Annotated in this window: 12 protein-coding genes; 9 read left to right on the top strand and 3 right to left on the bottom strand. The window is 44.6% G+C overall.

The genetic code is table 11. The annotated features are described in order from the left end of the window. Window positions 1-21: 21 nt before the first annotated feature. The 7 genes from ACOIT5_RS13955 to ACOIT5_RS13925 all read left to right on the top strand — a co-directional run bounded on the left by ACOIT5_RS13955 (window position 22) and on the right by ACOIT5_RS13925 (window position 7,910). The gene (locus ACOIT5_RS13955) at window positions 22-711 is read left to right on the top strand and encodes a DUF2490 domain-containing protein (protein ID WP_423126767.1); all 690 of its coding nucleotides are present in this window, start codon (window positions 22-24) and stop codon (window positions 709-711) included. A 26-nt stretch (window positions 712-737) separates the two neighbouring features. Then, window positions 738-2,498 (top strand): carbohydrate-binding domain-containing protein, encoded by a 1,761-nt coding sequence (locus ACOIT5_RS13950; protein WP_423126766.1) that lies wholly within the window; start codon window positions 738-740, stop codon window positions 2,496-2,498. Between the two features lie 134 nt (window positions 2,499-2,632). Next, complete coding sequence (locus ACOIT5_RS13945) at window positions 2,633-2,827, top strand: RNA polymerase sigma factor (protein ID WP_423126765.1); 195 nt, start codon at window positions 2,633-2,635, stop codon at window positions 2,825-2,827. 62 nt (window positions 2,828-2,889) lie between these two features. Next, on the top strand, window positions 2,890-4,026 hold the full coding sequence (locus ACOIT5_RS13940; RefSeq protein ID WP_423126340.1) for an ISAs1 family transposase: 1,137 nt from the start codon (window positions 2,890-2,892) through the stop codon (window positions 4,024-4,026). Window positions 4,027-4,061: 35 nt separating this feature from the next. Next, on the top strand, window positions 4,062-4,451 hold the full coding sequence (locus tag ACOIT5_RS13935; RefSeq protein WP_423126764.1) for an RNA polymerase sigma factor: 390 nt from the start codon (window positions 4,062-4,064) through the stop codon (window positions 4,449-4,451). Beyond that, on the top strand, window positions 4,429-5,295 hold the full coding sequence (locus ACOIT5_RS13930; protein WP_423126763.1) for a FecR family protein: 867 nt from the start codon (window positions 4,429-4,431) through the stop codon (window positions 5,293-5,295). Before ACOIT5_RS13935 ends, ACOIT5_RS13930 begins: the two co-directional genes overlap by 23 nt. Then, a complete protein-coding gene (locus ACOIT5_RS13925) occupies window positions 5,292-7,910 on the top strand; it encodes a TonB-dependent receptor domain-containing protein (protein ID WP_423126762.1) in 2,619 nt (872 codons plus the stop codon). Before ACOIT5_RS13930 ends, ACOIT5_RS13925 begins: the two co-directional genes overlap by 4 nt. A gap of 107 nt (window positions 7,911-8,017) precedes the next feature. Here the strand turns inward: ACOIT5_RS13925 and asnB are convergent, their stop codons facing one another. From asnB to ychF, 3 genes are all read right to left on the bottom strand, one after another. Beyond that, entirely contained in the window at window positions 8,018-9,688 is a 1,671-nt protein-coding gene (gene asnB, locus ACOIT5_RS13920) for an asparagine synthase B (protein ID WP_423126761.1), read from the bottom strand. Window positions 9,689-10,183: 495 nt separating this feature from the next. Beyond that, entirely contained in the window at window positions 10,184-11,470 is a 1,287-nt protein-coding gene (locus tag ACOIT5_RS13915) for a sodium:proton antiporter (protein WP_423130619.1), read from the bottom strand. Between the two features lie 131 nt (window positions 11,471-11,601). Further along, entirely contained in the window at window positions 11,602-12,702 is a 1,101-nt protein-coding gene (gene ychF / locus ACOIT5_RS13910; RefSeq protein ID WP_423126760.1) for a redox-regulated ATPase YchF, read from the bottom strand. Window positions 12,703-12,884: 182 nt separating this feature from the next. On the opposite strand from ychF, the gene ACOIT5_RS13905 reads away from it, so the two are divergent. Further along, window positions 12,885-13,433, top strand: coding sequence for an RNA polymerase sigma factor (locus ACOIT5_RS13905; protein WP_423126759.1), 549 nt, complete (start codon window positions 12,885-12,887; stop codon window positions 13,431-13,433). Window positions 13,434-13,489: 56 nt separating this feature from the next. Beyond that, the gene (locus ACOIT5_RS13900; RefSeq protein WP_423126758.1) at window positions 13,490-13,942 is read left to right on the top strand and encodes a hypothetical protein; all 453 of its coding nucleotides are present in this window, start codon (window positions 13,490-13,492) and stop codon (window positions 13,940-13,942) included. Window positions 13,943-14,038 lie beyond the last annotated feature (96 nt).

Below are 14,038 nucleotides of genomic sequence, written 5' to 3'. Positions count from 1 at the left end.
GTTTAATTCTATGTTATTGTTATGAACAACCATTTTTTGAAGCTATATACCGTTTTATCCTGTCTTCTTTTTCTGACAAGCAGTTACGCGCAAAGCCACGACTTTGGCGCCTGGTTCACCGCAGGAGCTGAGAAAAAAATAAAAAACTGGTCATTTTATCTTGGAGAAGAATTGCGAACCATGCAACAGTCGGGAACGATAGAACGGCTGAAAACGGATCTTGACATTCAATACAAACTATCGAAAACCTTCAAATTGGGCGCAAGCTACCAGTTCATTTATTTCCATGATGTTGAAAACGACGACTATCAACCCCGTAACCGATATAATTTTTTTGTACAGGGCAAAAAAGGATGGAACAGGTTTACCTTCAGTTTACGCGAACGACTCCAATCAACCTGGAAAGACGAGACGGTACGCGATTATAAAATGAACCCGAAAAACAGCTGGCGTAACCGGCTCGAAATGGAATATAACATTCCCAAATCACCGCTGACCCCGTCTTTTTTGGTTGAAACCTTCTACCAATTAAATAATCCCGACGGAAACCGTTTTGATAAAATCAGATACAAACTGGCCGGAGCTTATAAATTAAACAAACGAAATCGCTTGGAATTATTCGGTGCGTTCGATAAAGAAATAAATGTAAAAAATCCGGTTCAACGATTTGTGCTTGGACTGGAATACAAATACGATTTCAAGAAAAATTAGTTTGAATATCAATAAACACAGAAAACATGAACACGAGATTTTTTTTACGGATTACCTCATCCCTGCTTCTATCTGTATTTATCATTTCATGTCTTCACATCAATGATGACAACGAAGATGAAGAAGAAAGCAAGCCTGACGAAACCACGGTGGATACAACAACCGGAAACGCCGAACCACACGAAGATCCGGCGGATTATGTATGGGACAGCTCATCGGAAAACATCATCACGCTACACGGAAGCTCCATTACCGTCAGCGGTTCGGGCGCATCGGCAAACGGCAGTGTGCTGACCATAACAGCAGCCGGGAACTACAACATCAGCGGTTCGCTGACAAATGGTCAGATCATCGTCAATACCGAAGAGACAGAAATAGTCCGGCTTATTTTTAACGGGATTGATGTCAGCTGTTCCAACAGTGCTCCCGTAAACATAAAAAAAGCCGGGAAAGTGATCATTATCCTACCCGAAAACACGAACAATTACCTCGCCGACGGAACTTCATACACCTTTGACAGCAGCAGCGACGACGAACCCAACGCGGCCCTGTTCAGTAAGTCAGCCCTCTCCATTTACGGGAATGGCTCGCTCACGGTAAATGGCAACTACAACGATGGCATCACCGGCAAAGACGGTCTGATCATCACTGCCGGGACCATCTCCGTTACAGCCAATGATGACGGCATCCGGGGAAAAGATTATCTCATCATTAAAAGTGGAACCTTTAACCTGACTACCGGCGGAGACGGCCTTAAGTCGGACAACGAAACAAACGCGGCCAAAGGTTACATCTCGGTTGAAAGCGCGACAGTAACCATTACCTCCGGCACCGATGCCATGCAGGCCGTCACGGATATCCTGATCGCATCCGGCACCTTTAACCTGAAATCGGGAGGAGGCAGCAGCAGTTCAATCAGCAGTTTAATTTCGGCCAAAGGGCTCAAAGCCGAAATCAGTATTATCATCGATTATGGCGACTTCATCATCAACTCGGCCGATGACGGGCTTCACTCCGGCGGAAGCCTTGTTATTAACAACGGAAATATAACCATCTCTTCCCGGGACGACGGCATCCATGCCGACGGTGCAATCGTCATCAATGGCGGGAACATTGAGATCACCAAATCATACGAAGGGATTGAGGGACCATCCATTACCGTGAACAGCGGAAACTTAAGCATCGCATCATCAGATGATGGGTTCAACGCGACAAGCGGAAGAGGCGGGGAATCGAACGACGGAAGTTACCTGAATCTTTATGGCGGAAATATCGTGGTAAATGCTTCGGGCGGCGATGGTATTGACAGCAACGGTAATATGCGCATGACTGCCGGGACCGTACTTGTTCACGGGCCGTCGGGCTCAGTAGAGGTTGGTATGGATGTTAACGGCAATATTGATGTAACAGGAGGCACATTGATTATTTCAGGAACAGGTTCGAACATGACGGAGGCTCCCAATACATCAACCTCCCAATATTCCGTCCTGATCTTTTTCACCTCATCGAGAGCGGCGGGGACCCTGTTCCATCTTCAGGATACCAACGGGAATGAAATCGTGACCTTCCAACCAATCCGAAGTTATTCATCGATGGTGGTTTCATCGCCGGCGCTGACAAAAGGCACAAGTTACCAAATCTACACCGGAGGGACCCACACCGGAACAGTTGAAGATGGGTTATACTCGGGCGGAACCTACTCGGGCGGAATATTGTACGGAAGTTTTACGATTTCCGCCACACTCACAAAAGTTGGATCAAGCAGCGGTGGAACAGGAGGACGCTAATCGTTCAGGTTAAACAACAGCTCATGCCCGCAATGCAGGCATGAGCTTAGAAATGTTTACTTCATGCTTTTTCCAACGTGAATTTTCATGATAATTTCATTTATATTTGAGATATTCATGAAAATATACCGGAATTGACCAGAGAAGAGTTCAACTATTTATTTAACACGTATTTCGAAGATGTCAGACGGTACGTGTTTTACAAATCAGGAGATGAGGACGCGGCAACGGATATCGCGCAGGATACATTTTTGCGAATTTGGGAAAAACAAATGGACATCCGGATGAAAACAGCAAAGAGCCCAGGGAAATCGCTTTTAAAATATTAATGTTCTTCATAGCTTGAATAATTATTACTATATTTATCACGGTTTTGGGTTTCGTCAAAAAAATGACTGTTCAAAACGCAGAAAATCGTACTAAACAAAATGTTTTCCAACAATTTTTCTCTACCTTGGAAGATCCCCGCAGAACAAACAAAGGCCATTTTTATTACCCGCTCGACGAGATACTTTTTCTTGTTATTGCTGCTGTGATCAGCGGTGCAGAAGAATGGGTCTCTATCCAGTTGTTTGGCAAGGCGAAGCTGGAGTGGCTCCGGCGTTTTTTTCCCTACAAGCACGGAATACCGTCCCATGATGTTCTCGGGAAGCTTTTCTGCCGGTTGGACCCGGTGCGTTTTAATGAATGTTTCATGGCCTGGGTCAACTCTATTTCTGATCTGACCAAAGGGGAGGTTATTGCATTTGACGGGAAAAGCATTTGCGGTTCAGGCCGGTTGGGTATACCCAAATCAGCAGTGCATGTGGTTTCTGCCTATGCCGCACAAAGCCGTTTATGCCTGGGCCAGGTTGGGGTTGACCAGAAAGAAAATGAAATTGTGGCCATTCCACAGTTGCTTGAACTACTTGCCATCAAAGGGTGCATCGTTACCATTGACGCGATGGGGTGCCAAAAAGAAATTGCCCGCAAGATCATCGGGCAAAAAGCCGACTACATTTTAATGGTGAAAGACAATCAAAAGGAACTCAAAGAACAGGTTGAGAAAATATTCCGTATCCAGAAAGATTGCACCCAGGACCAGACAATTGATGCCGGACATGGAAGAGTTGAAACCAGGACATGCCGTGCCACCGGGAAGCTGGACTTTATGGACGAGAAAGAACAATGGGAGGGGATACGGTCGGTGGTACAAATCAAGAGCGAACGGTATATTAAACAAACAGGGCAAACCAGTGAAGAAACCAGGTATTACATTACCTCCCTGAAACCAGACCCGGCAAAACTAAACCAGGCTATCCGTTCTCATTGGGCAGTAGAAAATAACCTGCACTGGTCTTTGGACGTGGTATTCAACGAGGATAACTTATTAAAAAAGAAGGATTACTCAGCGAGGAACTTTAATATTATTGCCAAAATTGCCCTGGCCTTGCTCGAAAAGGAACCATCACTTAAAGCATCCAAAAAAAAGAAAAGGCTCTTTGCTGCACTGAAAGACGATTACAGAGAAAAAGTACTCAAAGTTTAAAAGCGATTTCCCTGGCAAAGAGCCTGCTGCTGAAAATGGCCAATGATTTGTTTATTACCCGGTATCACAAGCAAAAGCTGACCTTTAATTTTTTCAACACCTACGTTCCAAACGAAAAAAGCCTGAGCCCCGAAGACCAGTTAAACTACAAAGAACTCATCGACAACTATGAAAAGGCGCTGCGAAAAATGCCGGAGAAGCAACGCGTCGTTTTTCTGCTAAACAGGATCGATGAACTGAAATATAAGGAAATTGCCGACCAGCTTGGGCTAAGCGTAAAAGCCGTAGAAAAACGGATGAGTCTGGCGCTTGAATATCTTAAAGAAAAACTAAAAGATAAAATCGGTCATCTGGTCCTTTTCCTTTTTGGATGTTATTTTTTCGTAAATAAAAAACCCCAAAATGGACAACAAGAAGCCACATAGCCATCTGGACGCCGTTGACCGTCACAGTAAAAATTTCCTGGCCGGTGGTTCGTTCAACTGGAAAAGAAGCCAGTCTGATGTTTGGGTGAAACTGGAAAGCTCCCTGGATCGGTTCTCCGCAAAGCGTTTCTTCCTCCAAACGAAGCTGAAACTGGTATCCGTCGCAGCCAGTCTGGTCATCCTGCTCGCGTCGGGCCTGCTCCTGCGTTTCTACAGCAAAACCATTCATTCGCCTGCCGGCTCACACCTGATCGCCGAATTACCCGACGGGTCAACCGTTGAAATGAACGCCGAATCGACACTGAAATATTATCCGTACTGGCACCGGGTCAGCCGAATTCTCGAATTTGAAGGTGAAGGATTTTTCCAGGTCGGGAGCGGGGCAAAGTTCACTGTGGCCTCTTCCTCCGGAAAAACACAGGTGATGGGAACCAGTTTTAATATTCTTTCCAGGGAAGCATACCAGGTAACTTGCTTAACCGGTCGCGTAAAAGTGATTTCAAAAACGAAGAACCAGGTCATTTTACAACCGAACAGTAAAGCCGAAATACAAAAAGACGGAGAAATTATTATCGAAAACGATATTCAAACCTACCCCGAAATTTCGTGGCGAAATCAGGTCTTCATATTTACCGCCACGCCTGTTGGTCAGGTTTTCAGCGAAATTGAACGGCAATACAACATCACGATTTTAACCGATTTAACCGAAATGCCGGTGTATACCGGAAATTTCAAAAAACAACAACATGTAGAAGAAGTCTTAGAATATATCTGTCCGGCATTAGGCTTGAAATACACGAAAAAATCAGTCAATTTGTATGTCGTAACCCGGGATGAGGAATGATCAGAATAATTTTCACAGTGCTCATTTGCTTAAGCCTGATCCGGCCGGGGAACGCTCAAACCCGCTCTGTTTCCATCGACGCCGACAATCAGCCGTTAAATTTGGTATTACTGCAACTTCGCGATACGTACCACCTTCAACTGTCGTACAACGATGCTGAACTCTCGAAGTACAAGGTGACGGTTTCGAAAACATTTCAGGACGGAGAATCTGCCCTGAAATACCTGATCAAAGATTTTCCGCTTAAATTGAAAATATCAGGTGAAGTTCTGATCATCATCCAGGACCGGAAACCTGCAAAAGAAGACAAAAAGAAAGAAACGACAAGCATTTCGGGTCAGGTCGTCGAACACGAAACCTTTGAACCGCTGTCCTTTTCAAACATCATCGTCAACAAACAGCAACTGGTAACTGATGTAACCGGAGCGTTTAACTTTACGGCATCTGCCGACAGTTCGTTCCATATCCGGATCTCGCACCTGGGATACTACGTGTTTGACACGATTCTGCATACAAGCATCAACCGGAAATTTACCCTTATCCCGTCCACGGAGCAATTACCGGAGGTCACCGTTCAAAATAATCTCATCGAAAAAGCAACCTTAATCGGCAACAGCTCCGGAAACATGAAGCTGAACCATACCATTTCGCGTTTTTTACCCGGGCAGGGAGATAACGCTGTTTTTAACCTGTTGCGCTTAATGCCCGGGATACAGGCAGTCGACGAACAAACGCCGGATATCCTGATTTGGGGAAGCTACGAAGGACAAAGTCTGGTAACATTCGATCATTTCACCTTGTTTGGCCTAAAAAATTATCACAATAACATCAGTATTATCAACCCGTTTGTAGTAAAAAACATTGACATTTACAAAGGTGGCTACGAAGCCCGGTATGGGAACCGGATTGGAGGGCTTGTCAACATCACGGGCAAAAACGGGAACCTGCAAAAAACCGGCTTAAGTTTTAACATTAACCCGACAACGATTAACGGAATGGCAGAATTACCGCTATTCGGCAAATCATCGCTGTTGCTGGCCTATCGTCAGACCTACTATAACCTTTACGACCTGGACGATTTCAATATTTTTGCCCCGACCAGGCCGGTAAGAAAGAATGAAGCGGGCAGAGACGACCCGAAAGATCTCAGTCAACGTATCAGCATTTATCCCGATCAGTATGTGTTCCGGGATTTTAACATGAAATATACCTTTCACTTCAACCAGAGCAATCAGTTTTCGTGGAGCTTTTACCGAGGTGGCGACGACTTCACCGTGACCACCAACAGCCGGCTGAATCAACCCTCTCCTCCTGATGAGAGCTTACCTGAAAATCCTTTCGAATTTTATCTTTCCGACCACGAAACCAACAAGCAATTGGGCTTCTCGGCTTTTTACAGTATGACCTGGCCTAACGGGGACATCTCAAAACTCATTTATTCAGAATCTTACTTCTCTAAAAAAATTACCGATTATACCCGGTCAAAGGATCTGAACACCGGAGAATTGTATCACGAGGACATGGTCGGAATAAAAAATGAAGCTGTTGAACATTCAATCCGCACCGATCATATCGTCAATTTCACCAATGGCCATCAACTGGAATTTGGAGGAGGGATAAACACCAATGAAGCATTAATAAAAAATCACAACAATTACCTGGACTCGCTCCTGGTTAACTCGTTAACGAATTACGACAATACTTATGGCTTTGTATTTTTTCAGGACAACCTGAACCTCGGACACCGTTTCTCGCTGAAAAGCGGCCTGCGGATAAATCTCGCCTGCAAAACAAAAAGAGCCTTGGCAGAACCTCGCGTTGACGCATCATACCGCCTGTCAAACGACATCAAGGTGAATGCGGCATGGGGAAGATATTACCAGTTCATGTACAAGATCGGCTATGTTGACCGCGACAAAAACTATACTTACCTGTGGACTACCGGAGACAAGAATGCCCAAACGCTGAATGCCACTCACTGGATCACCGGAATCAACTACCTCAGGAATCATCTTACGATTGACCTTGAAGGATACTATAAAACAGCCAAAAACTTAAACCGGCAGGTACTGGAGCAACGAATCGTTGACGGAAAAATGACGGATGGTTACTATGCCTATTACGGAGACGCCCGGATCTACGGCATTGACGCTTACATAAAAAAAGACTTTGGGGAGAACTCCTGCTGGGCCTCTTATACCATAAGCAAATCAATGGAACGGCTGGCTCCCGATAACAGTCATCTTCCCGCATACCGCCCGGCTCCCCAGGATCAACGGCACGAGTTTAAAGTAGCTGCCATCATCAAAGTTCGAAAGTTGTATTTATCGGCAAATTACATTTATGGCTCAGGCATGGAGATCATAAAAGAAACCTTTAGAAATGATCCGGGACAAACCAGCTACAAACGGGTGGATGGCGCCTTAACCTACCACTTCAACCGGGCCGGGATGTCGGGAGAAATCGGACTTTCCATCCTGAATATTTTTGACCGGAAAAACCTGGTTCAGAATAATTATAAGAATATCAACATCGATGCAGAAATAGGATCGGTAAAAATATATACCGATGCCGTACCTTTTACCCCGGTTTTGTTTCTGAAGTTAGTTTTCTGAAAGATTATTTGACAAAAAACAAAACCAGCGCCTTACGACACTGGTTTCACACTCATTATTGGCATAAAGCCCGGGGATCTCACCCGGGATAGAATCCGGTGTTTGTTTTACCTGGCATTGCTTTGTTCATGTACGCCTTTCACAGCACGGCCGGAGGGGTCGGCATTGTTGCGGAACGACTCGTCCCAGGCAAGCGCTTCGGCGGTACTGCACGCGATTGACGGAACCGAAGGTACACAAGCGGCAGCCTGATCCGACGGGAAATGTTCGCTGAAAATGGAACGGTACAAATACTCTTCTTTCGACATCGGCGTATTGATAGGGAAACGGAAATGGGCGGAAGACATCATTTCATCCGTTACTTTTTCGGTTGCAATCTGTTTCAGGGTATCAATCCAGCCGTAGCCTACCCCGTCGGAGAATTGTTCTTTCTGCCTCCAGGCCACACTTTCAGGCAGCATATCCTCAAAGGCTTTACGGACAACATATTTTTCCATTTTACCGTTGCCGGCCATTTTATCTTTCGGGTTCAGCCTCATGGCCACGTCCATGAACTCTTTATCCAGAAACGGCACACGCCCTTCAACGCCCCAGGCTGCCAACGATTTGTTTGCCCGCAAACAGTCGTACAAGTTCAGTTTATTGAGTTTACGCAGCGTTTCCTTGTGAAACTCTTCGGCATTGGGCGCTTTGTGAAAGTACAGGTACCCGCCAAAAATTTCGTCGGCGCCTTCTCCGGTCAATACCATTTTAATCCCCATCGATTTAATCACACGCGCCAGCATGTACATCGGGGTAGAAGCCCGTATCGTGGTTACATCATAGGTTTCGATGTGATAAATAACGTCGCGGATAGCATCCAGCCCTTCCTGAATGGTATAATGAATTTCATGATGAATGGTTCCGATATGATCGGCAACCTTGCGGGCGGCAATCAGGTCGGGCGAATCTTTCAGGCCGATGACGAACGAGTGGAGCTGTGGCCACCAGGCGTCTTTCTGATCGCCTTCTTCGATACGTTTTGCGGAGAATTTTTTAGCCAATGCCGAGGTGACCGATGAATCCAAGCCACCGGATAACAGTACCCCGTAAGGCACATCCGACATCAACTGACGGTGCACCGCAGCCTCCATCGCCTTTCTCAACCCGTCGATGCTAGTCGTATTATTTTTTACATTTTCATAATCCATCCAGTCGCGGGTCCACCAGCGTTTAATTTCGCCGTCTTTACTGCACAGATAGCTGGCCGGCGGAAATTCCTGTATTTTTGTGCAAACGCCTTCCAGCGCTTTCAACTCCGAGGCCACATAAAAATTGCCAAACTTATCCCAACCCATGTATAGCGGGATAATTCCGATGTGGTCGCGGCCAATCAGGTACGTGTCATTTTCTTCGTCGTACAGGGCAAAGGCAAAAATACCACTGAGTTCATCCAGAAAATCAGCCCCTTTTTCTTTGTACAAGGCCAGGATTACTTCACAATCGGAACCGGTTTGGTACTCGTAGTTGTTTTTTGTTCGTTCGCGTATCTCGCGATGGTTATAAATCTCCCCGTTCACCCCAAGGATCAGTTTTTTATCTTTACTGTACAAGGGCTGGCCGCCCGATTCGGGGTCAACGATAGACAAACGTTCATGAGCAATCACGGCCTTCTCACCACAATAGATACCCGACCAGTCGGGACCGCGATGCCGTATTCGTTTCGATTGTTTCAATACCTGTGGCCTCAATTCCTGGGCATCAACCTTTAAATTAAATACACCTACAATTCCACACATAATGCCAATAATTTTAAATGAGTTCTCAAATCTGCTTCCAGAGTTCAAAAATAATCTTTTTGTTTCTATTTAAAAACTATTATTGACATTTTTCTACTATAATTTAATATATACAGACAAATGATCACATTGTGCCTTAATTTGATTTCTTTTTGAAATATATTTATATTGAAAACACCCTCGCAAAAACCGGACTCAAGAAAAAATTATAACACATTTCCGGGAATACCCCTGTAAAAAATCAGGGGTCGTCTCAAAAATTCATTTAAAATTCAGACTTGGGTTAAAAAAAACTCAAAAGCGGTTGTAAAAACAATACTTATCAATCTTTTACCAAAACAAAGGTTGATTTGGACGTGGTGCCACCCATTCGATCAAAAAAACAACTGACAGTCATACAGAAGTCTGCATCAGAGACCATCATTCCCTCTTAAAGCAACAAAAAAAGCAGCCCATTTGCTGAGCTGCTTCTTCACGTCTATTCAGTATCTTTTCTTACAGGAAGATCAGTTGCGTAATAATGTAAACAGGCAACAAAACAACCAGCGAGAATTTCAGAATATAGCCGAAAAAACCGGGCATATTTATTTTGTTCTCTTCGGCAATGGCTTTCACCATAAAGTTCGGGCCGTTGCCAATATAGGTCATCGCGCCAAAAAACACAGCGCCCAAACTGATGGCTTTCAGCAAGACCTCGGGAATACTGGCTACCAACTTGGTCGCGCCAAACTGATCGACCATACCCAGGGCCAGGTTATGGAAAGACACCGCCGTTGGCGCATTGTCAAGGAAAGCACTTAACGAACCGGTTGCATAATAAAAATGCGTGGGTGTTGTTAATCCAAATGAATGGGCATTTTCTTTCAGGTAAAGCAAGGCCGGCACCATGGTAATAAAAATACCCAGAAAGAGGTAAGCTACTTCGATAATCGGCCCCCAGGTAAATTTATTCTCTTCGTAGCGCATTTTGTTATTGGTAAATATCAATGACAAAACAGCCATGATCACAATAACGCCTTCGCGAAGAAATCCATAATAGTGATTCTCGTGAATCGCGTGGATGTACTGCTCATTCAGAAAGGCAACCGACAATACCACCCCCGCGAGGAACAGAAAGTTCAGGTTTCCGGTTAACCGAATGGGTTCAATGTGCGTACGATCTTCAGACAAAGCTGAAGCCGATTCTTTTTTGTGATAATAACTGTCGAGTATAAAGTAAATAAGCAACAACAACATGTTGGCAAATAACCACGGACCAACCAGGCCAAAAAACCAGGTAAACGGTGCTCCTCTTAAATAAAGCAGAAACAAGGGCGGATCGCCCAGTGGAGTTAACATCCCTCCGGCATTGGCCACAATGGCAATAAAAAACAAAATGGTATGTACTTTAAATTTTCGTTCCGAGTTCGTTTTGATAACCGGCCTGATCAACAACATGGCGGCCCCGGTGGTTCCCATAAATGAGGCAAGCACGGCGCCGATGGCCAGAAAAAGCGTATTAACGGCCGGTTTGGCTTCAATATCCCCCTTGAGGTGAATGCCGCCGGTAATCACAAACAAGGCGCCCAGCAAAATGATGAAAGGAACATAATCGAAAAGGATTTGGTGGATCAACTCGTGATGAAGCCCTCTCAAGATCAACACGATAGCCAAAGGGATTCCCAAAATTAAGGATACCTTCAATTTATTTTTATTTTCCTCCCACCAATGATGGAAAAATAAAGGTCCTATTGCGATAAACAGCAACATAGCCACAAACGGTAAGGATAACCATAAGGGCATACTTTCTACAGTTCCATGGTTCATAAGTCTATTACTAATTAATTTTTGATTTGAGGTCGAAAATAGAAAATATTCGGGAACTAGATCCAATTACCAACCAAAACCGGTCAATGTTAAGTGATGTTGAAGCCTTACACATTGAAACGGAAGTGCATGATGTCTCCGTCCTGAACAATGTAATCTTTCCCTTCGACGGCCATTTTCCCGGCTTCCTTGCAGGCTTGTTCTGACCCCAGGCTGATAAAATCTTCATATTTAATTACTTCGGCCCGGATAAATCCCTTTTCAAAATCAGAGTGGATCACCCCGGCAGCCTGTGGCGCTTTAAATCCTCGTTTATAGGTCCAGGCCCGTACCTCTTTCACCCCGGCCGTAAAATAGGTTTCCAGTTTCAGCAAACGGTAAGCCAGCTTAATCAGTTTGCTCACGCCCGATTCCGTCAGGCCCAGATCGTCAAGAAACATTTGCCGTTCTTCATAGCTTTCCAGCTCGGCAATATCAGCCTCCGTGGCGGCGGCAATGACAAGAAATTCAGCATTTTCGTCTTTTATCGCTTCTTTAACGGCATCCACGTAGGCGTTCCCGCTAAGCACCGATGTTTCGTCAACGTTACAAACGTAAAGAATGGGTTTATTGGTCAGCAACTGCAGGTCTTTGGCCAGTTTCTGATCTGCCTCCTCCAGTTCCACCGTACGGGCCGATTTCCCCTGCAACAAAATTTCTTTGTATGCTGTCAGAATCTTTGCCAGCCTTTTTGCTTCAGGATCGTTCCCGGTTTTCGCTTGTTTTTCCACTTTAACCAGGCGGGCTTCAACGGTTTCCAAATCTTTCAACTGGAGTTCGATATCAATTGTTTCCTTATCGCGTACCGGGTCAATGGTGGTATCCACATGGGTGATGTTGTCGTTATCAAAACAACGCAACACGTGAATGATCGCATCCGTTTCGCGGATATTTCCCAAAAACTTATTTCCCAAACCTTCACCTTTGCTGGCCCCTCGAACCAGGCCGGCAATATCCACAATTTCAACGGTTGTCGGGACAATCCGCTCCGGGTGCACCAGCCCGGCCAACTTATTCAACCGTTCGTCAGGAACGGTGATTACGCCAATATTGGGTTCAATGGTACAAAACGGAAAATTGGCAGACTGCGCCTTGGCATTCGACAAACAATTAAACAGCGTTGACTTTCCTACGTTCGGAAGCCCCACAATACCACACTTTAAAGCCATTCTATCTACTTCTAAAAATTGAGCTGCAAAGTTAAACCTTTTTCCCTATTTTTGAACAGATACAAAATGACGCCAAAGGTTATTACGAAAACGGATTTTCACGTGAAACTGTTAAATTTTATTAACCCGTTAAACTTCGTCCTGTATTTTTAATCTCTTTATACAAACCAGCGTAAGGGCACATGATCAGCGATCAGGAATTAATAAATAAATTAAAAGATGAAAGCGCCCGGCAGGATGCTTTCCGCCTGCTGGTAAAAAATTACAAAGAACGGCTGTACTGGCATATCCGGAAAATTGTGCTCGACCACGATGATGCCGACGATATTCTACAGAACACCTTTGTAAAAGTTTGGCGAAATATCGATTCGTTCCGCGCCGAATCTGGTCTGTACACCTGGCTTTACCGGATCGCTACCAATGAATCGCTGAGCTTCCTGAACCAAAAAAAGAAAAAAACGTTTGGAGGAACAGAGGACGAACTGAACGACTATTTACTTGAAAACATCCAAACCGATCCCTATTTCAGCGGCGACGATATACAACGTAAATTGCAGGAAGCCATTGCACGGCTGCCGCAAAAACAACGGCTGGTTTTTAACATGCGTTATTACGACGATATGAAATACCAGGACATGGAAAAGATCCTGGATACCTCTGCCGGAGCCTTAAAAGCATCATACCATCATGCCGTAAAAAAAATCGAAGATTATTTTAACTCCCTGGAATGACAGATGCGACCAAAAGACATTAAACCTTTTATCATTAAATTAGTCAAAAGGACGAAATGAAAGAATTTGACAACATATGGAATCATCACCCGGAACTCCCAAAAGATAATCCTTTTGAAGTTCCTGAAGGTTATTTTGAAACGCTGGAAGACCGGATTCAGGCAAAAATCGTGGCCGAAACAAGCATGCTAACCGGAAAACAAAAAGTTATTCAGCTGGTTAAACCGATTTTAGGGCTTGCTGCCAGTTTTGCGCTTGTTTTCCTGCTGGTCAGTTACCCGATCAGCAAGTTTATGCCTTGGTACACCGCACAGCAAGAAGTCGGGCAATTTGATGAATTTCAGATGGAAGAAGAATATTTTACCTCCGCCTCGTTCACCGATGGATACGCGTTTCTTCAGGTCCTGAATAATTCTGAAAATAATCATGAATTTGAAACGACTGAAATCATTACCTTTCTTTCAACCGAGCTAAACGACTATGAAATATTCGCCGAAATCATTAATTGACACGAACATGAAAAAGCTTATCATCTTATCCGGACTTCTCCTCTTCTGCGTTGTTTCTTTTGCGCAACACAGGGGGATGCAGGGCGATTTTGAAAA

The organism is Gaoshiqia hydrogeniformans, from assembly GCF_049347105.1.
Taxonomy (GTDB): Bacteria; Bacteroidota; Bacteroidia; order Bacteroidales; family Prolixibacteraceae; genus Gaoshiqia; species Gaoshiqia hydrogeniformans.
This window is presented reverse-complemented; position numbering and strand designations above follow the sequence as displayed.

Coding starts and splice junctions, on each gene's coding strand:
- ACOIT5_RS13955 (WP_423126767.1), top strand. CDS start 22: ATGAACAACCATTTTTTGAAGCTATATACCGTTTTATCCTGTCTTCTT.
- ACOIT5_RS13950 (WP_423126766.1), top strand. CDS start 738: ATGAACACGAGATTTTTTTTACGGATTACCTCATCCCTGCTTCTATCT.
- ACOIT5_RS13940 (WP_423126340.1), top strand. CDS start 2,890: ATGACTGTTCAAAACGCAGAAAATCGTACTAAACAAAATGTTTTCCAA.
- ACOIT5_RS13935 (WP_423126764.1), top strand. CDS start 4,062: ATGGCCAATGATTTGTTTATTACCCGGTATCACAAGCAAAAGCTGACC.
- ACOIT5_RS13930 (WP_423126763.1), top strand. CDS start 4,429: ATGGACAACAAGAAGCCACATAGCCATCTGGACGCCGTTGACCGTCAC.
- ACOIT5_RS13925 (WP_423126762.1), top strand. CDS start 5,292: ATGATCAGAATAATTTTCACAGTGCTCATTTGCTTAAGCCTGATCCGG.
- asnB (WP_423126761.1), bottom strand. CDS start 9,688: ATGTGTGGAATTGTAGGTGTATTTAATTTAAAGGTTGATGCCCAGGAA.
- ACOIT5_RS13915 (WP_423130619.1), bottom strand. CDS start 11,470: ATGCCCTTATGGTTATCCTTACCGTTTGTGGCTATGTTGCTGTTTATC.
- ychF (WP_423126760.1), bottom strand. CDS start 12,702: ATGGCTTTAAAGTGTGGTATTGTGGGGCTTCCGAACGTAGGAAAGTCA.
- ACOIT5_RS13905 (WP_423126759.1), top strand. CDS start 12,885: ATGATCAGCGATCAGGAATTAATAAATAAATTAAAAGATGAAAGCGCC.
- ACOIT5_RS13900 (WP_423126758.1), top strand. CDS start 13,490: ATGAAAGAATTTGACAACATATGGAATCATCACCCGGAACTCCCAAAA.